The following is a 21930-nucleotide window of genomic DNA, read 5'->3' on the forward strand; positions in this document are numbered from 1 at the left end:
GAGTCCGTGGCAACCAGGCCATGACCAGCGGGACTGCGCGGGAGGGATGGAGGCGGGTACCGGAATCGAACCGGTCTTCACGGATTTGCAATCCGCTGCGTAACCTCTCCGCCAACCCGCCGCGAGGAGTGGGGTGTGGATAGCGGAACCCGGTGGCCGCTGCAAGGGCTTCCGGCCATACGCGAGGTGCTAGTCAGGCTGCCGACCGATCCCGGCAGCCCAAGCCTTGACTTGCCCCAGGCGCGCTGGAACTGTCCGCTGCAATCAGGGGACAGGGGCCGTTTGACGTGCAGAAGATTTTCATCACCGGTACGGCGGGCTTCATCGGTTTCCATCTTGCGAGGCATCTGCTTGCAGCGGGCCACCGCATCCACGGCTATGACGGGATTACCAGCTACTATGACGTGACGCTGAAGCAGAAGCGTCATGGCATCTTGCTGCAATCCCCCGGCTTCACCGCGACGGAAGCGATGCTGGAAGACCTGGCGACCCTGGACCGGGTGGCTGACGACTTCGCCCCCGATGTGATCATTCACCTCGCGGCTCAAGCGGGGGTGCGGCACAGCCTGACGCATCCCCGGTCCTACATAGAGACGAATTTTGTGGGCAGTTTCAATGTCCTGGAGGCCGCAAAGCGGCTTGGCGTGAAGCACCTTCTTATCGCCTCGACCTCTTCTGTCTACGGCGCGAACCCCGAGATGCCGTTCCATGAGACCGACCGGACCGACGCACCGCTCACCGTCTATGCCGCGACCAAGAAGGCGGTCGAGGCGCTGGCGCATTCCCACGCGCATCTCTGGGGTCTGCCGGTGACGCTGTTCCGCTTCTTCACGGTCTACGGCAGCTGGGGCCGGCCTGACCTTGCGTATTTCAAGTTCGTCGACGCGATCCTGCATGGCCGCCCGATCGACGTCTACAACCACGGCGAGCTCTGGCGTGACTTCACCGATGTGCAGGATCTGGTTGAGGGCGTGGCACGGCTGGTTCCGCTTGCGCCCCCGGCGCCCACGGCCCGCGGAACGGCCCTGGAAGGCGATAGCCTTAGTGCAGTGGCACCTTACCGGATCGTCAACATCGGCAATTCGGACAAGGTTCATCTGATGGAGTTCATCCGCACGCTGGAAGAGCTGGTCGGCCGGAAAGCCGTCTGCAACTTCCTGCCGATGCAGCCCGGCGATGTTCCGGCGACCTGGGCCGACTGCGCGCTTCTGGAACGGCTGACCGGTTTCCGGCCGAATACCGACCTTCGCACCGGCCTTGCGCGCTTTGTCGACTGGTATCGCGACTACTACCGGGTCTGACGCTCTGGCCTTAGCGGCGGCCTTGGTCTGGTCCTAAGCGGCGGTTGCCCGATCCGCGATGATGCGCGGCAACAATCGAACCGAAAGGACGCCCCCATGGAAGGCTTTGCCGGAGCAAACGACATCAGTGCCGTGGTCGAGGCTGACCGCGCCCATGTCTGGCACCATCTGTCGCAGCACAAGCAGTACGAAACCGTCGATCCCCGGGTGATCGTCGAGGGCAAGGGGATGCGGGTCTGGGATGCCAAGGGGAAAGAGCATCTCGATGCCGTCTCGGGCGCGGTCTGGACGGTGAACGTGGGCTACGGGCGGGAAAGCATCGCCAACGCGGTGCGAGACCAGCTTTTGAAGATGAACTATTTCGCCGGGGCGGCGGGGACGGTGCCGGGCGCCATCTTCGCGCGTCGGCTGATCGAGAAGATGCCGGGGCTGTCGCGGGTCTACTATTCCAACTCGGGGTCGGAGGCGAACGAGAAGGTCTACAAGATGGTCCGCCAGATTTCCCACCGACACCACGGGGGAAAGAAGTGGAAGATCCTGTACCGCGAGCGGGACTATCACGGGACCACCATCGCCGCGTTGGCTTCGGGTGGTCAGGCCCAGCGGAATGCGCAGTACGGGCCGTTCCCGGACGGGTTCGTGATGGTTCCGCACTGCCTGGAGTATCGCAAGCAGTGGGACGTTCAGAACTACGGCGAGCGGGCGGCGGATGCGATCGAGGAGGTGATCCTGCGGGAGGGGCCGGATACCGTGGGCTGCCTTGTTCTGGAGCCGGTGACGGCTGGTGGGGGGGTGATCGTTCCTCCGGTCGGGTATTGGGAGCGGGTGCAGGAGATCTGCCGGAAGTACGACATCCTGCTCCACATCGACGAGGTAGTCTGCGGTGTGGGGCGGACCGGGGTGTGGTTCGGGTACCAGCATTACGGGGTGAAGCCGGACTTCGTGACCATGGCGAAGGGGGTTGCCTCGGGCTATGCGGCGATCTCCTGCACGGTGACGACCGAGGCGGTCTTCGAGAAGTTCAAGGACGCTCCCGACGATCCGATGAGCTACTTCCGCGATATCTCGACCTTCGGGGGCTGCACGGGGGGCCCGGCGGCGGCGTTGGAGAACATGCGGATCATCGAGGATGAGGGGTTGCTGGCCAACACCCTTGCCATGGGCGACCGGCTGATGGGGAACCTCCATGCCCTGATGGAGAAGCACCGGGTCATCGGCGAGGTCCGGGGCAAGGGGCTCTTCTGCGGGGCGGAGCTGGTGGCGGACCGGGGGACGAAGGAGCCTCAGGACGAGAAGAAGGTGGCCGCGGTGGTGGCCGACTGCATGGCTCAGGGGGTGATCATCGGGATGACGAACCGGTCGGTTCCGGGGTTCAACAATACACTGTGCCTCTCGCCCGCCCTGATCGCGACGGCGGACGATATCGATGAGATCACCGGGGCGATTGATGGGGCCTTGGGGCGGGTGTTTGGGTGAGGGATTGATGGGGGCCGCAAGAGTGTCCCACTGTGGGACAGTCTTGCGGGGTGAGGGATTTCAAGAGGTTAGATAGGGCGTTAACCGTTTGGTGACCTTTTCCGGGGCGCGCGGCGCCTTGCCGTGGTGACCGTATCTGTTCCGGCGTCCGCATCTACGAAAAGAGCGGCCGCAGCCCGAGGAACCCGGGCAACCGCCACCCAACAGGTGTTCCCGACCGTGGCAGATGCAGCGTGTCGTTCGACTGGCGCGAACCGGTCCCGTACAATCGCCCAGCAAAGCTAGGCCGGCTGTTTCAGCACCCAGATTTCGACCCGGCGGTTGACCCTGCGGCCATTCTCGTCGTCGTTGCAAAGCGCGGGCACCAATTCGCCGTAAGCTTTCGCCTCAAAGCGAATATTGCGTAACCGGTCGCCCGCCAGATCGGCGATGGACCGGGCCACTGATTGCGCGCGGCGGTCAGACAAAGTCGTGTTGAAGTCAAAGCCGCCGACACTATCGGCAAAGCCGACGATCGCAACGCGCGTGCCTTCATCGAGAGTCTCGAGGTAAGATATCAGGCGATTGATATCGTTGATCTCTTTGTTGCCCAGCGTCGCGGACCCCGTCGCAAAACGCACGGTGGTGGAAAGGCGGTCCCATACAATAAAATCAGCGCGGAATTCGTCGGCAAGCCGTTTTTCGGATTTCGACGTCAGTCCGTCGTAAAGCGCTGCAAGACGTGTCGGCGACTGCGGAAGCCGCTCGACCGCGAAGTTGACGAAGTTGGATTGCGCAATCGCGTCATCTGCTTCCGGCGACAGCACGTATTCAAGAAAACGCGATGCGTCCGCGGGCAGATTGTCAGGGCGGTTGTAAAGGAACAGGCGGCGACCAAGCGGGTATTCCTCGGTCTTGACCGAAAACGGGGTCGCGGTCGTTGTAATTCCGCAGGTGCTGGCCATTTCCACCCTGTTCAAGCCTTCCGAATAGGCAAAGCCTACGTAGCCGATGGCGTTTTCGTCGGCGAGCACGGCCGCCGCCATCTCGGGGTTGTCGCCGCCAGGATAGGTCACGCGCTCGGCCAAAGTAGGCTCTTCCCCTGAGAATATTGCATTCTCGAACACACCACGCGTGTTGGAATCATCCTCGCGGGACAAAACCGTGATCGGGGCATCGGGTCCGCCGACCTGCGACCAGTTGGTGATCACACCCAGATACATGTCGCCGATCTGTTGCCGTGTCAGGGCTTTGACCGGATTGCTCGGGTGGGTGATGACCGCAAGGCTGTCGACGGCAATGACGGTTTCATGATCGGTGCCGCGCAGGTCCGCGGCGCCAGCGGCAATCAGCCTCTGAGCCTCTTCGTCATCCTGCGGACGGGATGTCATGCCGAGTTCGGCCGACTTGCTTTCAAGCGCGTCGAAGGCATCGCCCGATCCGGTCGAGTTGACATAGAGGCTGCTGATTTCGCTGCCGTCCGTGCCGACATAGCGCACGAAAACCTCGGTTTCCGAGATATCGGTGAGAGTGGCCGTTGCCCCGAGGTAGTCGGCGTAGTCTTCCAGCAGGAATGGCATCAGCCCATGACCGACAGTGTCGGACCCGGCAAAGCGCACCTTCGCTTGATCGGGCAAAACAGCCGGCGTTGCATTTGCGGGCGCTGCTGCCGGTGCCTCGGCGGGAGGCTCTGCGGGCGCTTCGACAGGAGCTTCGACAGGAGCTTCGGCAGACGCTTCGGCAGACGCTTCGACTGGTGCTTCCGCCGACGCTTCGGCTGCGGTGGCGGCATCCAAAATGCGAAGGCAGCCGTCACCGACACAGGTCACACCATCGCCTTTTACGGCGACAATCCCCATCCTTGCGGTTTCGACCTGGTAGAGACCGTCCAGGTAGCCGACCACAGTGCCTTGAACGACAATGTTTCCGTCAGTTCCGCTAAAAGTCACCTCACCGCCGATGGTAACGTCGGCTATGGGACAGGCCGCGCCGACACATAAGACCCAGCCAATCGGGATCTCTTGTCGGCCGACTGGAGTATCAAGGATGTAATGCCCGTCTTCGACGGATAGCAGTTCGCCGACCAAGCTGGTCTTGCCGTCAAAGCTTTGGAGGGTTATCGGCTCTGTCGTCTGGGCGAATGCAGCCGGTGTGAAAATGCCAAGGCTGCCCGCAATGAGCGCACCCGCTGTCCAATGGCCAAGACTGTTCATTGCAGATCCCACAGGCTAAATACGTAACAGTATTGTTAATCTTTTTGCACAAAAAATAGACAGAATTGTGACGTCTAGGCGGTGGAGAGGATTGTCGGGGCCGGCTGCGGCCGGGATCGATCGTGCAGATGTGCCGGTGCGACCGATCGCCGTCGGTGGCAGAATCTCTTGCCGAACGGTGATTTGGCAATCAGCGCCGGGATGGGTTGGGGGCGGGTGGTGCGCCAGGAACGCGCACCCCACGTGGCGGTGGGGTGGAACCCCACCTTACGAGGCCTTCGGTCCGACCGATTACCCGTCCTGCGGGATTTCCAGACCCCGGAACCGCCCCACATGTTTGAGCGGGAACTCGTCGCGCAGGAGGTCGAGGATGACCTCGTCGTATCGGCGGTTGTTGAGGAGGTTGGTGCCGCGCAGGCGTCCGACCGTCTGGAAGCCGAGGGCTTCGTAGGTGCGCAGTGCGGCCTCGTTGAAGGCGTGGACCTCGACCTTGATGTTGTGGAGGCTGCGGAAGAAGAAGCCGTATTCGCAGATCAGTCGGCTGGCCTCGGTGCCCCAGCCTTTCCTGCGGTCAGTCGCCTCACCGATGCCGACAAACAGGGTCGCGGCGAGGGCGCGGGTGATGTCGAACAAGCCGCCAAACCCGACCAGCCGACCCGTGGCAAGCTCGATCACCGCGAACTCGGCGCTGTCGGGTCTGATCCGGGCGTTGTCCTCAAAAGCCTCTCGCCGCGCTTCAAGCGAGTGCGCTTCGCCGGGCGCGCCCAGTCGGGCGGTGAAGTCGAGGTCCTGGTTCCAGCGTGCGATCATCGGCACGTCCGAGGCCTGCATCAGCGCCAGACCGACGTGATCGCCGGACAGGATCATGACGCGGCTGTCGTCGTCGGGGTCTTCTGCCAAGGGCGCCTCCGGGCGGTGACGGTAGGTCCTTGGCGGGAAGCATACGCTCTTTGCTGGCTGCGGCCAGAGCCATCAGCTTTGGCTTCGGAGAAGGGTCGGGCTGAAGCCCGACCTACGACCCGTACCGCGCCCGCGCTTCGCGGAATGACATGAGTTTCCCCTCGACCGTGTCCCAGAGGTGCATGTTCACCGAAGCGAGGCTTTCGCGGATGGTCAGGCGTTGGGCCTCGGCCAGCGTGCGGTGGTCGCGGATGACCTCGGGCAGGCGGTAGAAGGGGATGCGGGAGTAGAGGTGGTGGACGTGGTGGATGCCGATGTTGCCGGAGAACCAGCGGAGCGGCTGGGGGAGGATGTAGTGGGACGACCCCTCAAGGGCTGCGTCATGGAGCTGCCAGTCCTCGCCCTTTGACCAGTGCGTTTCCTCGAACTGGTGCTGGACGTAGAAGAGCCAGACGCCGATGGTCGCCGCGATGACCGAGGTGGGCAGGAAGATCAGGAGCACGGGCAGAAGGCCGCCGAACCAGATGACGAGGCCGACGCCGATGCCGATCATGGCGTTGGTGCCCATGGCCGAGGTCCAGTAGCGCCAGCCGGAGTTCATCAGGCCGAAGGGCAGGCGGTGCTGGAGGAGGAAGAGGTAGGCCGGCCCCAGGACAAAGAGGACGACCGGGTGGCGGTAGAGCCGGTAGAGAAGGCGGCCCCAGGGCGTGCGGGCGCGGTATTCCTCGATCGTGAGGGTCAGGACATCGCCGATGCCGCGCTGGTCGAGGTCGCCGTGGTGGGCGTGGTGGATGGAATGGGTGCGGCGCCAGACGTCATAGGGGGTAAGGGTCAGCACGCCGAGGGCACGCCCAAGCCAGTCCTGCGCGGTGCGGTTCTTGAGAAACGCACCGTGGCCGCAGTCATGCTGGATGATGAAGATCCGGACGAGGAAGCCGCCATTCAGGATGGCAAGGCCCAGAGCCGCCCAGGGGCTGACAGACAGCGCCATCCACGCAAGCACCCAAAGCGCCACGAACGGAACCAGCGTGGCCGCAAGCTCCCAAAGGCTGCGGCGGGTCGAGGGTTCGCGGTAGCGGGCGAGGGTGGTGAGCCAGTCGCGGGCCGATTTGGTCTCGGGGCGGGGGGATTGGAGCGTATCCGGCATCAGGGCCTGTCATCTTCGTGCCGGCTATGCCGCGGCAGGGTCGGCTGAGCCATGGCAGAAGGCCGCGAAGCGGGCGGACCAGTCAGGCATCGTTGCATTAGGAGGAACTGTAGCGGGTTTCAACGGTTTTGATGTGGCAGCATTGCGGTATTTGCTGTGGTCTTTGGTCTGGCTTGACTTCCACCCCGGTGGCGCCGCTTGATCTGGACTCATCGCGAGCCCCGAGTGCCCATGGCCATTCCCGTCGAAGCCTTCTACCTGACCCCTGGTGCTGCGGGGAGCCTGCAGCAGCAGATAAGGGCGATGGTGACGCAAGGGGTGCTTGCGGGGCGGTTCCGGGCGGGGCAGCGGATGCCGTCGTCGCGGGGGCTGGCGGCGCATCTTGGGGTCAGCCGGATCACGGTGACGCTGGCCTATGCGGACCTTGTGTCGTCGGACTACCTCACGTCTGCCGGGCGGTCGGGCTACTTCGTGTCGGAGAATGCACCGCGCGCGCCGGAGTTTCCGGAAGGCCCGCCGCGTGCCGAGGCGGTGGATTTTCGGGCGTTGACGGGGGGCCGGTTCTCGGGGCTCGCACGGGTGGAGCGGCCGGAGGACTGGGACCGCTATCCCTATCCGTTCATCTATGGCCAGGCGGACCCGACGCTTTTCGACCATCAGAACTGGCGGCAATGCGCCTTGCGGGCCCTGGGCAAGCGGGATTTCGCGGCGCTGACCTCGGACTACTACGAACGCGACGATCCCCTGCTGGTGCAGGAGCTGGTGCGGACGATCCTGCCGCGCCGGGGGATCGCCGCGCGGGAGGAGGAGGTGCTGCTGACTTTGGGGGCGCAGAATGCGCTCTGGATCACGGCGGTGCTGCTCCTTGGGCCTTCGCGGCGGGCGGGGGTGGAGAACCCCGGCTATCCGGCACTGCGGGGCGTGGCAGCTGCGACGGGGGCGGAGGTCGTGCCCCTGGACGTCGATGCGCAGGGGCTGCCGGTGGATGGGCTGCGTGGGGTGGATGTCGTCTTTGTCACGCCCTCGCACCAGTGCCCGACGAACGCGACGATGCCGGTCGAGCGGCGGGTGGCTTTGCTGGAGGCAGCGGAGCGGGAGGGGTTTGTCATCGTCGAGGATGACTACGAGTTCGAGATGAGTTTCCTGAAGCCCGTGGCTCCGGCCTTGAAGTCGTTGGACCGGGGCGGGCGGGTGATCTATGCCGGGTCTTTCTCGAAGTCCGTCTTTCCGGGGTTGCGGCTCGGCTATCTGGTCGGCCCGCCGGGTTTCATCGCCGAGGCGCGGGGCCTTCGGGCGATGATGCTGAAGCATCCGCCGGGGCATATCCAGCGGACGATGGCCTACTTCCTGGGGCTTGGGCATTACGATGCCCTGGTGAACCGGATGAAGGGGGCGTTCCGGCGGCGGCGGCAGGTGATGGCCGAGGCGATTGCGGCCGAGGAGCTGCAGGTCGCGGGGCAGGGGGGCTTTGGCGGTTCTTCGTTCTGGATGCGTGCGCCGGAGGGCGTGGATACCGGGGCGCTTGCGTTGCAGTTGCGGCGCGAGGGGGTGCTGATCGAGCCCGGTCGGGTGTTCTTTGCGGGCGATGGGCCGCGGGAGTACTACCGGCTGTCCTATTCGTCGATTGCACCGCAGAAGATCGCCGACGGCATAGCGCGGATCGGGAGGGCGTTGCGCTGACGGGCCGCTCGTCGATGACTTCGTCACTCCTCGCTTGCGACGCTCCGACGAGGAGACGAAGTCGAACGAGGAGGATGAACGCTGGACTTAACAGGCCGTAGGAACTGGCCCTAAGGCAGGGTCGGGCGGGGCGGTAGGGTGCCGGGCAAAGGCCTGATGGGCCATATTGGTCATGGGAGACGTGCGATGAAGATGACGACCGAGGAAGCCTTTGTGAAGGTCCTGCAGCGGCATGGGATCGAGCATGCGTTCGGGATCATCGGCTCGGCGTTCATGCCGATCTCGGATCTTTTCCCCAAGGCGGGTATCACCTTCTGGGACTGCGCGCATGAAGGCTCGGGGGGCATGATGGCGGACGGGTTCACCCGCGCGTCCGGCAAGATGTCGATGATGATCGCGCAGAACGGGCCCGGCATCACCAACTTCGTGACCGCGGTCAAGACGGCCTACTGGAACCATACGCCGCTCTTGCTGGTGACGCCCCAGGCCGCAAACAAGACCATCGGGATGGGGGGCTTTCAGGAAGTCGAGCAGATGGCGCTTTTCGCCGACATGGTCGCCTATCAGGAGGAAGTGCGCGATCCCTCGCGCGTGGCCGAGGTGCTGAACCGCTGCATCCTGAACGCCAAGCGGATGAGCGCGCCGGTCCAGATCAACATGCCCAGGGACTACTGGACGCAAGTGATCGATATCGAGCTTCCGGCGGTGGTAGAGTTCGAGCGGCCCTCGGGCGGTGAGTCGGCGATCCAGGCGGCGGCGGAGCTTTTGTCGCAGGCCAGATTCCCGGTGATCCTGAACGGGGCGGGGGTTGTTCTGGGGGGTGCGATCCCGGCCTCGATGGCCTTGGCAGAGCGGCTGGATGCGCCGGTTTGCGTGGGATATCAGCACAATGACGCCTTCCCTGGCAGTCATCCCCTGTTCGCGGGACCTCTGGGCTACAACGGGTCGAAGGCGGCAATGGAGTTGATTTCTCAGGCAGATGTGGTACTCTGTCTGGGTACCCGGCTGAACCCGTTTTCAACGCTTCCGGGATACGCGCTGGACTATTGGCCACGTGAGGCCAAGATCATCCAAGTCGACATCAACCCGGATCGGATCGGGCTGACGAAGAAGGTCACAGTAGGAATTGTCGGCGATGCGAAGAAGGTCGCCGAGGCGGTTTTGGCGCGGTTGGCCTCTACCGCAGGTAACCATGCGCGGGCGGAGCGCAAAGCCAGAATTGCTCAGGTGAAGTCGGCGTGGGCGCAGGCGCTGTCGTCGATGGATCATGAGGACGACGATCCGGGAACCTCATGGAACGAGCGGGCTAGGGCGACGAAGCCGGACTGGATGTCGCCGCGCATGGCGTGGCGGGCGATCCAGGCGGCGCTGCCTCGGGATGCGATCATCTCTTCGGACATCGGCAACAACTGCGCTATCGGGAACGCCTATCCGACGTTCGAGGCGGGGCGGAAGTACCTGGCGCCGGGGCTCTTCGGGCCTTGCGGCTACGGGCTGCCGTCGATCATCGGGGCGAAGATCGGGTGTCCGGATACTCCGGTTGTGGGTTTTGCCGGGGACGGCGCTTTCGGGATTGCGGTGACAGAGCTTACGGCGATCGGGCGAAAACCCTGGCCTGCGATCACCATGGTCGTCTTCCGCAACTACCAGTGGGGGGCGGAGAAGCGGAACTCGACGCTCTGGTATGACGACAATTTCGTGGGGACCGAGCTCGATGAGGGCGTGTCTTATGCCGGGATCGCTCGGGCCTGCGGCTTGCAAGGGGTGGCTGCGCGGACGATGGAGGAGCTGACGGCGGCTTTGCGGAAGGCGGTTGAGGATCAGATGGCGGGGAAGACGACGCTGATCGAGGCGATGATCAACCAGGAGCTGGGGGAACCCTTCCGGCGCGACGCGATGAAGAAACCGGTGGAGGTGGCAGGGATATCAAAGGCCGACATGCGGCCGCAGGTGGTGGGGTGAGGTCGGGGCGGCACGAATTTTCGGCGAAAATTCGGGGCCTTTCTCATGCCGTATGACCTGGGTCCGGCCGCTATTGCCTGGATGGTCGTGGCGACCTTTGTTGCGGGCTTTGTCCGGGGTTACTCGGGCTTCGGCTTTTCGGCGATGGTCATAGCGGCGTCGAGCCTTGTGACCAATCCGCTGAACTTCGTCTTCGTGGTCGTGCTGCTGGAAGCCGTCATGTCGCTGCAGGCCGCAAAGGGTGCTGGGCCGGATGTGGACTGGCGCCGGGTCGGCTGGCTGATGGCGGGGGCGGCCATCGGGCTGCCGCTGGGCCTCTTGATCCTGACCGGGGTTTCGGAGGACACGGCGCGGGCGGTGGTCTCGGCCTACGTGCTGTTCATGTGCGGCGTGTTGCTGGCGGGTTGGCGGCTGCGCAGCGAGGTCAAGGGTTCGCCGAACGGAATTGCCGGGTTGATCTCGGGCCTGGCCAATGCGCCGGGGATGGGCGGCCTGCCGGTGGCGGCCTTCTTTGCCGCGCAGCCGATGCCAGCGGCAGTCTTCCGCGCGACGTTGATCGCCTACTTTCCCTTGCTGGATGTCTATTCCGCGCCTTTGTACTGGCTCGCCGGGATGGTCAGCTGGGACGCGTTCTGGGCCTCGGTCTGGCTTCTACCGATCACGCTTCTGGCGAACTGGCTTGGCGGCCGGCACTTCTTTGGCACCGACCCGCAGGACTTCCGCCGCTTTGCGATCGTGCTGCTGGCGGGACTTGCGGTGCTGGGGTTGGGCAAGGCATTGATCTGATGCTGCTCATTGTGAACGCTGGTTCGTCTTCGTTGAAGCTTGCTGTGTTTGAAGGCACCGTGGAGGTCGTCCGGGCGTCCGTCTCTGAGATCGACGCCGGCGGGCACCGCGCAGCGCTCGCGCTGGGTTTGGCCGACATGGGGGTGCCCGCCACGCAGCTGAACGCGGCGGCGCATCGGGTGGTGCATGGTGGCACAAGGCTGACGGCCAGCTGCCGCGTGACGTCGGAGGTTCTGGCCGGTATCGAGGCCTGCGTTCCGCTGGCACCCCTGCACAACCCGGCGAATCTGACGGGAATTCAGGCGGTTGCGGCGCTGGCCCCAGGCCTGCCGCAGGTCGCCTGCTTCGACACGGCCTTCCATGCGACGAACCCGGAAGTGGCGGTGACCTATGCCTTGCCGCTGGCGGAGCGGGAGCGGGGCGTTCGCCGCTATGGGTTTCATGGGATCAGCTATGCGGCGCTGGTGCGGATTCTGCGCGACCGCGGTGACTTGCCCGTCAGGCTTCTGGCTTGCCATCTGGGGAACGGTGCCTCACTCTGCGCGATTGTGAACGGTAGTTCGGTAGCGACGACGATGGGGTATTCGCCACTTGACGGGCTGACCATGGGCACCCGGGCGGGGGCCATCGATGGGAATGCTGTGCTGCGGCTGGCGGAGCTGCACGGGGTGGATGCTGCGGGGCGTATCCTGAACCGCGAAAGCGGGCTTCTGGGTCTGGGCGGCTCGAACGATCTGCGGAGGCTGCATCAGGCGGGGACGGCCGAGGCGGCCTTTGCGCTGGAGCATTTCATCTACTGGGCCGTGCGGCATGCGGGCAGCCTGGTCGCGGCGATGGGCGGTCTGGACGCCGTGGTCTTCACCGGCGGGATCGGTGAGAATGATCCCGCCGTCCGTGCCGGGATAGCGAAAGGGCTGGCCTACCTCGGCGTGGTTGTGGATGACGCCGCCAACCTGCAGAATGCGGGGAAGTTGCACGATGCGGCATCATCTGTCGCGATCTGGACAGTCCCCGCGGACGAGGAGCGCCAGATTGCCCTTGAAGCGCAGGCCGTGCTGGCGGGGGAGAGCGCGTGAACGATCAGCCAAGGGTGGAGCTGTCGCCAAAGGTCTCGGACGAGGTCCGCCAGACCACGTGCTACATGTGCGCCTGCCGCTGCGGGATCAATGTGCATCTTCGCGAGGGCCGGGTCACCTATATCGACGGGAACCGCGACCATCCGATCAACAAGGGCGTCCTTTGCGCCAAGGGGGCGTCGGGCATCATGCAGGTCACTGCACCGTCCCGGCTGAAGGCGCCCTTGCGGCGGGTGGGGCCGAGGGGATCGGGGGCGTTCGAGGAGATTTCCTGGGAAGAGGCGCTTTCGACGGCAGTTGCCTGGATGAAGCCCTTGCGCGAGACGGCGCCGGAGAAGCTGGCGTTCTTCACGGGGCGCGACCAGTCGCAGTCTCTCACCGGCTGGTGGGCGCAGAACTTCGGGACGCCGAACTATGCGGCGCACGGCGGGTTTTGCAGTGTGAACATGGCCGCTGGGGGGATTTACACCATCGGCGGGGCGTTCTGGGAGTTTGGCCAACCGGATTGGGAGCGGACGAAGCTTTTCGTCATGTTCGGGGTGGCGGAGGATCATGACAGCAACCCGATCAAGATCGGGATCGGCAAGCTGAAGGCGCGGGGCGCACGGGTGATCAGCGTCAATCCGGTGCGGACGGGCTATTCGGCGGTGGCGGACGACTGGATCGGGATCACGCCGGGGACGGACGGGCTTTTGATCCTGTCGCTGATCCATTGCCTCTTGGAAGCCGGGAAGATCGACCTCGACTACCTGGCGCAGTGGACGAATGCTCCCCTGCTGGTGAACGAGGCCGAGGGGTCGGAGAAGGGGCTTTTCGTGCGGAACGCCGAAAGCCAGCCCTTCGTGATCGACCGCCGCTCCGGCCACCCCGCGCCCTGGGACGGGAAGGGGGTGGAGCCGGACCTTGGGGCTGAGTGGCAGGGGCACCGGACGGTGTTCCGCCACATGGTCGAGGAGTATCTGAAACCTGACTATGCTCCGGAAGTGGTTGCCGAGCGGTGCGGCGTTTCCGCCGGTCGTATTCGCGCGCTGGCGGCGGAGCTTGCGTCGGTCGCGTTCGACCAGGCGATCTCGCTGGACCGCCCGTGGGTGGATTTCCGCGGAAACGAGCACAGCGACATGCCGGGCCGCCCGGTCAGTTTTCATGCGATGCGGGGAATATCGGCGCATTCCAACGGGTTCCAGACGGCGCGGGCTTTGCACCTGCTGCAGATCCTGCTCGGCGCAGTGGAATGCCCCGGCGGCTACCGGCTGAAGCCGCCTTACCCCAAGCCCATCGAGGCCCACCCGACGCCGCATTTCATCTCGACCCCCGGCAAGCCGCTCACCGGCCCGCATCTGGGCTATGTCCGGAGCCCCGATGACCTGGCGCTTCTGCCCGACGGTACCCCCGCGCGGATCGACAAGGGGTTTTCCTGGGAGAACCCGTTCTCGGCCCATGGGCTGATGCACATGGTGATCCCGAACGCCCATGCGGGTGACCCTTACGGGATCGACACGCTCTTCCTCTACATGGCGAACATGTCGTGGAATTCCTCGATGAACTCCGCGCGCGTCATGGAGATGCTGACCGAGAAGGGCGAGGACGGCGAGTATCTGATCCCCCGGATCATCTACTCCGACGCCTATGCCAGCGAGATGGTGGCCTATGCCGACCTGATCCTGCCCGACACGACTTATCTCGAGCGCCACGACTGCATTTCGCTGCTCGACCGCCCGATATCCGAGCCCGATGCGGCGGGCGATGCGATCCGCTGGCCGGTGATCGAGCCGGACCGGGAGGTGAGGTGCTTCCAGTCGGTGCTGCTGGAGCTTGGGGCGCGGCTTGGTCTGCCCGGGATGGTGAACGAGGACGGGTCGGCCAAGTACAAGGACTACGCCGACTATATGGTGAACCACCAGCGGCGGCCGGGGGTGGGGCCGCTGATGGGCTTCCGGGGTGACGGGACGGCGGAGGGCCGGGGGGCGCCGAACCCCGGGCAGTTGCAGCGCTATATCGAGAATGGCGCCTTCTATCAGGCACATGTGCCGGAAGAGGCGGCGTTCATGAAGCCCTGGAATGCTGCATATCAGGACTGGGCGGTGAAGCTTGGCCTTTATGAAAGCCCGCAGCCTTACCTTTTCAACATCTGGTCCGAACCGATGCGTCGCTTCCAGCTGGCCGCCGAGGGTCACGGCCCCCGCCAGCCGCCCGATCACCTGCGCGAGCGGTTGAAAGAGGCGATGCACCCGCTGCCGATCTGGTACGCGCCCTACGGCGACGAGGATGCGGCCTTCGGCTACCCCGTCCATGCGCTGACACAGCGGCCGATGGACATGTACCACTCCTGGGGCAGCCAGAACGCGTGGCTCCGGCAGATCAAGGGGCGGAACTATCTGTATCTGCCGACGAAGATCTGGGAGGCGCAGGGGTTCGTGGCTGGTGACTGGGCGCGGGTTTCCTCACGCGCAGGGTCCATCGTCGTGCCGGTGGCACACATGGCGGCGCTGAACGAGAACACGGTCTGGACCTGGAACGCGATCGGCAAGCGGAAGGGGGCCTGGGCGCTTGATCCGGAGGCTCCGGAGGCGACGACGGGGTTTCTCTTGAACCATCTCATCTCGGAGCTCTTGCCCGACAAAGGGGTGAGGTTGTCGAACTCTGACCCCGTGACTGGCCAGGCGGCCTGGTTCGACCAGCGGGTACGGGTGGAGCGGGTGGCGGCGGCTGACCATCCACGCCGGACATCGGAACCGGCCTTTGCCACCTTGCCAGATCCGCCGCGCGCCGGTGGGGGCCGGGGCCAAAATTTTTCGGCGAAAAATTTTGTCTCGAGTTTTCGCCGAAAACTCGTGGCTCCGGGCGGGGAGGGCGCGCGATGACCGGCCTGCCGGGAGCGACTGAGAAGCGGCTGGGGCTCGTGATCGACCTTGACACCTGCGTCGGCTGTCAGGCCTGTGTGACCGCCTGCAAAGGGTGGAACGATCAGGGGATCGGCCTCTCAGACCAGGACGCCTACGGCGCGAACCCCTCGGGGACTTTCCTCAATCGGGTGCATTCCTATCAGGTCGCCGTCCCAGATGCGCCGCCCGAGATCGTGAACTTCCCGCGCTCGTGCCTCCACTGCGACAATGCGCCTTGCGTCACCGTCTGCCCGACCGGGGCCAGCTACAAGCGGGCCGAGGACGGGATCGTGCTGGTGAACGAAGACGCCTGCATCGGTTGCGGCCTTTGCGCCTGGGCCTGCCCTTATGGTGCTCGGGAGCTGGACGCAGACCAGGGGGTGATGAAGAAATGCACGCTCTGCGTTGATCGGATCTACAACGACAACCTGCCCGAGGAGGACCGAGAGCCCGCCTGCGTCCGGACCTGCCCGACGAATGCCCGCCACTTCGGCGATCTGGCCGACCCGGAGAGTGCGGTCTCGCGGCTGGTGGCCGACCGCGGGGGATATGATCTGATGCCGGATATGGGGACGAAGCCAACCAACAAGTACCTGCCGCCGCGCAAGAAGGGGCCGGGGAATGCAAGCCCGCTTGCGCCCCTTCTGGACGTGAAGGCCCATGGCATCGCCGGGTGGCTTGACCGGATGCTGGGGAAGCTCTGAATGCATCCGGCACCCTCTGTGATCCTCTTCTCGGTCCTCTCGGGGATGGGGTTCGGCTTTCTCGCCTTTCTCGGTTGGGGGGCTTTGGTGCCTTCGGGCTGGGTGGCGTTTTTTCTTTGGGGGCTGGGATACGGGCTGGCGGTCGCCGGGCTTCTGGCGGCGACGTTCCATCTGGGGAACCCGAAGAACGGGTTGAAAGCCTTCAGCCAATGGCGGACCAGCTGGCTTTCGCGTGAGGCCTGGGCTTCGGTCGCGACACTGGTGCTTCTGGCCCCGATGGCGCTGTCGGACTGGCTGGGGCTCGGTCTGCCGCGTGTTGTTGGGCAGTTGGGGGCGGTGCTGGCGCTGGTCACCGTCTTCACCACGGGGATGATCTACGCACAGATCAGGGCTGTCCCGCGCTGGCATCACTGGCTGACGCCGGTGATGTTCCTGGCCTTTGCGGTTGCCGGGGGCGCGATGCTGGTTGGGCAGGCCTGGGCGCCCTTGGCGCTGATCGTTGTAGGGGTCGTCCTTGTGGCGATCTGGTGGGTGGGGGATGGCGCTTTTGCACGGGCCGGTCAGACGCTGGGCACGGCCACGGGGCTCGATCGTCTTGGCACGCCCACGGTCTTTGACCCCGCGCACACGGCGGGCAACTACCTTCTGCGCGAGATGATCTATGTTGTGGGCAGGAAACATGCCTTGAAGCTGAGGGTCATCGCCCTGGTCCTGGCCTCCGGCCTTCCGGCACTGGTTCTGCTTCTGCCGCTTGGGCTAACTGGCATCGCTTTGGCCGCCGCTCTGCACCTGACGGGCGCTCTGGCCGCGCGCTGGCTCTTCTTTGCCGAGGCCGAGCATGTCGTGGGGCTTTACTACGGCGCGCGGGGGTGATCCTTTCGCGCCATGACCAGCCCGTTCAAGACCTATGACATTCGCGGCCGTCTTGGGACGGAGCTCAACGAAACCATAGCCCGCCGGATCGCGCGCGCCTTTGCCACGGTGACCGGGGCAGGGGCGGTGGTCCTGGCGCGGGATTGCCGGGAGAGCTCGCCCGCCCTGGCCGATGCCGTCGCGGCGGGGCTGATGGCTTCGGGCGTGCGTGTCCTGGACCTTGGGATGGCCGGGACCGAGGAGATGTATTTCGCCACCGCGCATCTGGGTGCAGGCGGGGGGATCGCGGTTACGGCCTCACATAATCCCCGTGAATACAATGGGATGAAGCTTGTCGGTGCTGGTGCGGTGCCGTTGCCCGATGCGGCCTTTGCCGAGATCAGGCGGCTGACCGAAGGCGGGCACGATCCGGACCTCATGCCTGGTGGCGCGCGTGAGGACCGCTCAGGCGTCCGCGTGGCCTATGTCGACCATGTCGCCGGTCTGGTCGCGGCTGGGGGTATCGGCCCCCTCCGGCTGGTGGTGAACGCAGGCAATGGTGCTGCGGGGCCGACGCTCGATGCGCTGGCCGACGGCCTCATGGCAAAGGGCGCGCGGCTTGATCTGGTGCGGATGCACCACGACCCCGACGGGAGCTTTCCGAACGGCATTCCGAACCCGCTTCTGCCAGAAAACCGCCCGGTGACCGCCGAGGCGGTGAAGGCAGCTGGGGCGGATATGGGGGTGGCCTTCGACGGCGACTTCGACCGCTGCTTCCTCTTCGACGGGGAGGGCGGCTTCGTCGATGGCGAGCATGTGGTGGCTCTGCTCGCGGCTGCCCATCTGGTGCGAGAGCCCGAGGCCACGATCATCCATGATCCGAGGGTGATCTGGGCGGTCCAGGATGCAGTCCGCCGTGGCGGTGGACGGTCAGTCCTGGCGCAGACGGGCCATGTGTTCCTGAAAGCCGCGATGCGGCGCGAGGGTGCGGTCTACGGCGGCGAGATGAGCGCGCATCACTATTTCCGCGGTTTCATGGCCTGCGATTCGGGCATGATCCCGTGGCTGATGGTGGCGGGGCTCTTGTCGCAGTCGGGCCAAAGCCTGACCGAGTTGGTCGGCGCAATGCGGCGGGACTTTCCGTCTTCCGGCGAGATCAATTTCCGCGTGGCCGACGTCCCGGCCACCGTGTCGCGGGTGGAGGCAGCGCTTGCGTCGAAGGCCCAAAGCATCGACCGGACGGACGGTCTAAGCCTTGATTTCGGCGACTGGCGGCTGAACCTGCGCGCCTCGAACACGGAACCGCTTCTTAGGCTGAATGTCGAGGCGCGGGGGGACGTGGGCCTGGTGGCCGAAGGCGTCGAGAAGTTGCGGGCGCTCATCGAAGTCTGACGCCCGCGGGAGGGACGCTCAGGCGGTCACCGATACCGGGGCCTCTTTGCGCAGCACTGGCCAGCCGCGCCGGAAGACCGGGATCGGCGGCAGATCGTCGGCAAGGGCCTGCAACGACGCCTCACGCCGCTTGAGCCGCGCGATTTCGGCCCGGATTTCAGAAAGTTCGTCGGCGAGGGTCAGTCGGGAAGCGGCCATTTCGGTCATCCTTTGTTCTTCAAGGTGAGCATCGACTCGAATCCTGAAGACTTCGCTAACCGGCCGCACAAAGTTCTGCCCGGCAAAGGGCGTGACTTGATTATTGCCAGGACCGACACCACCCTTGAAGCATTGGATTGGAAGCAAGCGCGATGTGGGATTTCAGCATTGCCAAGTCCCTCGGCCTGATGATCCGGACGGCGCCATTCGTCCTGTTCCGGGTCATCGTCTATTTCGGGATCAGTGCTGCCCTGGTCATCATGACCGGCGCCGGTGCAGGGATCGGTTACAGTGTTGGTCTCCTCGGCGACGAGGACTTTCGGGCCGGGCTTGCGACCTGGGGCGGCCTTGCCGGTTTCGGGCTGACATCGGGGGTCATCTTCCTCTTCCGCGACTACATCCTTTATCTGGTCAAGGCCGGGCATATAGCGGTGATGGTCGAGTATCTTGATGGCAGGCCCGTGCCACTTGCTCAGGGGCAGTTCGTTTACGCGCGTCAGGTGGTGATGGAACGTTTTGGCCAGGCCTCGGCGCTTTTCGCGCTGGACCAATTGGTCAAAGGGGTGATCAACGTGATCACCGGGCTTGGTGAGGCGATGCTGTCTATCCTGCAGATCCCTGGGCTGGACAGGATCGTGGGCGTGGTCAGGGCGTATCTGCGCCTTGCCGTCGGTCTGGTGGACGAGGTGATCCTGGCCTACGCGATCCGCGAGCGGTCGGAGAACGCATGGGAAGCAGCGCATGACGGTCTGGTGCTCTATGCCCAGAACGCGCGCACTATGCTGATCAATGCGGCCTGGCTGACGCTGATCAGCTGGATCCTTGCAGTGCTGGTCTTCTTCGCCATGCTCGCCCCCGGCGCGGCTCTGGTCTGGTTTTTGCCGGGTGACGGCAATGCCGGCGCGTTCCTGTTCGCGGTGATCTTCGCCTGGGCCGTGAAAGCCGCGCTGATCGAGCCGTTTGCGCTGGCCTGCATGCTGCAGGTGTTCTTCAAGGTGACCGAAGGACAGGAGCCGCTGCCCGAATGGCGGGGCCGTTTGACGCATGTCTCGGACAAGTTCCGGCAGCTGGGCGAAAAGGCCGTGGGCTGGACGCCCGATCAAAAGGCCAAGACCTGAGCGGCACGCGCGTATCGCCGCCAAAGCCATGAAATGTAAAAGAACAGCCGTTGCGAGCCCCCCGCATCTGTGGCAAGACTTTCGCTATGGCAATAAGACCGATGAGTTCAGAATGAGCGAATTCGCCACCCGCCGCGTCATGATGGTGGATACTCAGGTCCGCCCCTCGGATGTGACCAAGTTTCCGATCATCGACGCGATGCTGACTGTCCCGCGCGAAACCTACGTTCCGGACAACAAACGCGAGGCCGCCTATGTCGGCGAGAACCTGACGATCGCGCCGGGCCGCGTGGTGCTTGAGGCGCGAACGCTGGCGAAGCTTCTCGATGCGCTTGACGTGCAGCCGGGCGAGCTGGTCCTCGATGTGGGCTGCGGCCTTGGCTATTCCGCCGCCGTCATCGCGCGGCTGGCCGAGACGGTGGTGGCGGTCGAGGAAGACGAAGCCCTGGCCACCGAAGCGCAGCGGCTTTTGTCCGAGGAAAACGTCGACAACGCGGTCGTGATCACCGGCAGGCTTGCCGAAGGGTCGGCCAAATGCGCGCCCTATGACGTGATCACCATCGAAGGCGGGGTCGAGGTCGTGCCCGACGTGATCCTCGCGCAGCTGAAGGACGGCGGCCGGATCGGCGCGGTGTTCATGGATGGCGCGCTGGGAACAGCGCGCATCGGGTACAAGAACGGTGGCCAGGTGACCTGGCGGTCGGTGTTCAATGCTGCGGCGCCCGTCCTGGACGGTTTCCGCAAGGCGCATGGCTTTACGCTTTAAGACCTGTCGGGTCCTGTCCGGCCCGGGCTTGACGCAGACCCGTCCGGACAAAGAAAGAAACGCCCGCGGGCAAAGAAAGCGGGCCACAAAAAAGGCAAGACATGATGCGCACATGGCTTCTGAAAGCAGTCGTGGTTGTTGCGGGTGTGTTGGCAAGCCCGGCGGTACGGGCTGAAACTCTGGCCGACGCGATGATCGCGGCCTACAAGAATTCCAACCTTCTGGACCAGAACCGCGCCGTCCTGCGCGCGGCGGACGAGGATGTGGCCCAAGCCGTCGCCACACTGCGCCCGGTTGTCGCTTACACGGCAGAGGCGGGCTGGCAGAAGGCGGATGTCAACACTACGCTTGGGACTACTGTCGTTGAGGACCTGACCGCCTCGCTGACCCTCAGCGCCCAAATGACGCTGTTCGATTTCGGTCGCGGCAAGCTGGGGATCGAAATCGCGAAGGAAAGCGTGCTCGCGACCCGCCAGGCCCTGATCGACGTCGAGCAGCAGGTGCTTCTGGCCGCGGTAAGCGCCTATATCGACGTGCGTCTCGCCCAGGAAGTGGTCGTGTTGCGGCAAAGCAACCTGCGCCTGATCACCCAGGAACTGCGCGCGGCACAGGACCGGTTCGACGTCGGCGAGATCACCCGCACCGATGTGTCGATTGCCCAGGCGCGGCTTGCGGCCTCACGTGCGGCGCTGGCTGCGGCTGAAGGGGACCTGATGATCGCCCGTGAGGCCTACAAGGCCGCGACCGGCGCCTATCCCGGCAGGCTTGCGGCGCTGCCGAAGTCGCCCGCCTTGCCGCATACGATGGAAGATGCGCAATCCGTCGCGCGCAGCACCCATCCGCTGATCCGCCAGGCGCAGCATCTGGTGAAGGTGGCTGACCTGCAGGTCGATGCGGCAGAGGCCGAGCGCCGCCCGACGATCTCGGGCAGCGCGACGCTTCGCACCGATGACGAGGGGCTGGACAGCCAGACCCTTGGCCTGACGATGAACCAGACGCTTTATGCCGGGGGTCGGCTCTCGTCCGTGCAGCGCCAGGCGCTGGCAAACAAGGATTCCGCCCGGGCGAGCCTGCAGCAGACGGCAGTGGGAATCCTGGAGAATGTCGGGGTAGCCTGGGCCAACCTGGCTGTCGCCGCAGCACAGATCGAAGCGACCGATCAGCAGATTCGCGCGGCACAGGCGGCCTTCGACGGCGTTCGTGAAGAAGCCGCCGCAGGTACGCGGACAACGCTTGACGTGCTGGATGCCGAGCAGGATCTGCTGGATGCCCGCAATTCCAGGCTTCAAGCAGAGGCGCAGCGCTATCTTGCGGTGTACCAGGTTCTGTCGACGATGGGCCTTCTGACGGTCGACCATCTGCAGCTTGGAATCCCGACCTATGACGCCGAAGCCTACTACGGCGCGGTCGAGAAGGCCCCGTCGCACAGCGTGCAGGGCAAGAAGCTGGACCGGATTCTCGAGAAGATCGGCAACTAAGGCTTAACACCGAACGGTCA

General features: G+C 64.7%; 17 protein-coding genes and 1 tRNA gene. 13 read left to right on the forward strand and 5 right to left on the reverse strand.

The genetic code is table 11. From position 1 onward, the window contains the following. Nucleotides 1–47: 47 nt before the first annotated feature. Nucleotides 48–121, reverse strand: a tRNA-Cys gene (locus ACRCSW_RS02395). 166 nt (nt 122–287) lie between these two features. On the opposite strand from ACRCSW_RS02395, the gene ACRCSW_RS02400 reads away from it, so the two are divergent. Beyond that, nucleotides 288–1301: an NAD-dependent epimerase/dehydratase family protein gene (locus tag ACRCSW_RS02400; protein ID WP_438702389.1), complete on the forward strand. Its 1014-nt coding sequence runs from the start codon at nt 288–290 to the stop codon at nt 1299–1301. Nucleotides 1302–1397: 96 nt separating this feature from the next. Beyond that, complete coding sequence (gene tpa, locus ACRCSW_RS02405; RefSeq protein ID WP_438702390.1) at nt 1398–2777, forward strand: hypotaurine--pyruvate aminotransferase Tpa; 1380 nt, start codon at nt 1398–1400, stop codon at nt 2775–2777. Between the two features lie 281 nt (nt 2778–3058). On the opposite strand, the gene ACRCSW_RS02410 is transcribed toward tpa, so the two are convergent. From ACRCSW_RS02410 to ACRCSW_RS02420, 3 genes are all read right to left on the reverse strand, one after another. Continuing rightward, nucleotides 3059–4969 (reverse strand): phosphate ABC transporter substrate-binding/OmpA family protein, encoded by a 1911-nt coding sequence (locus tag ACRCSW_RS02410; protein WP_438702391.1) that lies wholly within the window; start codon nt 4967–4969, stop codon nt 3059–3061. Nucleotides 4970–5260: 291 nt separating this feature from the next. Then, a complete protein-coding gene (locus ACRCSW_RS02415; RefSeq protein ID WP_438702392.1) occupies nt 5261–5869 on the reverse strand; it encodes a GNAT family N-acetyltransferase in 609 nt (202 codons plus the stop codon). Nucleotides 5870–5981: 112 nt separating this feature from the next. Further along, nucleotides 5982–7016 (reverse strand): fatty acid desaturase, encoded by a 1035-nt coding sequence (locus ACRCSW_RS02420; protein WP_438702393.1) that lies wholly within the window; start codon nt 7014–7016, stop codon nt 5982–5984. Between the two features lie 231 nt (nt 7017–7247). Between ACRCSW_RS02420 and ACRCSW_RS02425 the strand changes: the two genes are divergently transcribed. From ACRCSW_RS02425 to ACRCSW_RS02460, 8 genes are all read left to right on the forward strand, one after another. After that, nucleotides 7248–8696, forward strand: coding sequence for a PLP-dependent aminotransferase family protein (locus tag ACRCSW_RS02425; protein ID WP_438702394.1), 1449 nt, complete (start codon nt 7248–7250; stop codon nt 8694–8696). Nucleotides 8697–8882: 186 nt separating this feature from the next. Next, the gene (gene xsc / locus ACRCSW_RS02430; protein ID WP_438702395.1) at nt 8883–10658 is read left to right on the forward strand and encodes a sulfoacetaldehyde acetyltransferase; all 1776 of its coding nucleotides are present in this window, start codon (nt 8883–8885) and stop codon (nt 10656–10658) included. 45 nt (nt 10659–10703) lie between these two features. After that, entirely contained in the window at nt 10704–11444 is a 741-nt protein-coding gene (locus tag ACRCSW_RS02435) for a sulfite exporter TauE/SafE family protein (RefSeq protein WP_438702396.1), read from the forward strand. Further along, nucleotides 11444–12520 carry an acetate/propionate family kinase gene (locus tag ACRCSW_RS02440; RefSeq protein WP_438702397.1) on the forward strand — a complete coding sequence of 359 codons (1077 nt, stop codon included), beginning with the start codon at nt 11444–11446 and terminating at the stop codon, nt 12518–12520. The genes ACRCSW_RS02435 and ACRCSW_RS02440 overlap by 1 nt, the downstream gene beginning before the upstream one ends. Further along, entirely contained in the window at nt 12517–15381 is a 2865-nt protein-coding gene (locus ACRCSW_RS02445; RefSeq protein ID WP_438702398.1) for a molybdopterin-dependent oxidoreductase, read from the forward strand. Before ACRCSW_RS02440 ends, ACRCSW_RS02445 begins: the two co-directional genes overlap by 4 nt. Then, a complete protein-coding gene (locus ACRCSW_RS02450; RefSeq protein ID WP_438702399.1) occupies nt 15378–16106 on the forward strand; it encodes a 4Fe-4S dicluster domain-containing protein in 729 nt (242 codons plus the stop codon). Before ACRCSW_RS02445 ends, ACRCSW_RS02450 begins: the two co-directional genes overlap by 4 nt. Next, complete coding sequence (locus ACRCSW_RS02455) at nt 16107–16979, forward strand: dimethyl sulfoxide reductase anchor subunit family protein (protein WP_438702400.1); 873 nt, start codon at nt 16107–16109, stop codon at nt 16977–16979. A 12-nt stretch (nt 16980–16991) separates the two neighbouring features. Next, nucleotides 16992–18350 carry a phosphomannomutase gene (locus tag ACRCSW_RS02460; RefSeq protein WP_438702401.1) on the forward strand — a complete coding sequence of 453 codons (1359 nt, stop codon included), beginning with the start codon at nt 16992–16994 and terminating at the stop codon, nt 18348–18350. Between the two features lie 18 nt (nt 18351–18368). Here the strand turns inward: ACRCSW_RS02460 and ACRCSW_RS02465 are convergent, their stop codons facing one another. Continuing rightward, nucleotides 18369–18548 (reverse strand): hypothetical protein, encoded by a 180-nt coding sequence (locus ACRCSW_RS02465; RefSeq protein WP_438702402.1) that lies wholly within the window; start codon nt 18546–18548, stop codon nt 18369–18371. A gap of 152 nt (nt 18549–18700) precedes the next feature. Between ACRCSW_RS02465 and ACRCSW_RS02470 the strand changes: the two genes are divergently transcribed. The 3 genes from ACRCSW_RS02470 to ACRCSW_RS02480 all read left to right on the forward strand — a co-directional run bounded on the left by ACRCSW_RS02470 (nt 18701) and on the right by ACRCSW_RS02480 (nt 21910). Beyond that, entirely contained in the window at nt 18701–19666 is a 966-nt protein-coding gene (locus ACRCSW_RS02470) for a hypothetical protein (RefSeq protein WP_438702403.1), read from the forward strand. A 112-nt stretch (nt 19667–19778) separates the two neighbouring features. After that, nucleotides 19779–20432, forward strand: coding sequence for a protein-L-isoaspartate O-methyltransferase family protein (locus tag ACRCSW_RS02475; RefSeq protein WP_438702404.1), 654 nt, complete (start codon nt 19779–19781; stop codon nt 20430–20432). Between the two features lie 101 nt (nt 20433–20533). Beyond that, entirely contained in the window at nt 20534–21910 is a 1377-nt protein-coding gene (locus tag ACRCSW_RS02480) for a TolC family outer membrane protein (RefSeq protein ID WP_438702405.1), read from the forward strand. The last annotated feature ends 20 nt before the right edge of the window (nt 21911–21930 follow it).

Source organism: Tabrizicola sp. (assembly GCF_051645465.1).
GTDB lineage: Bacteria > Pseudomonadota > Alphaproteobacteria > Rhodobacterales > Rhodobacteraceae > Tabrizicola.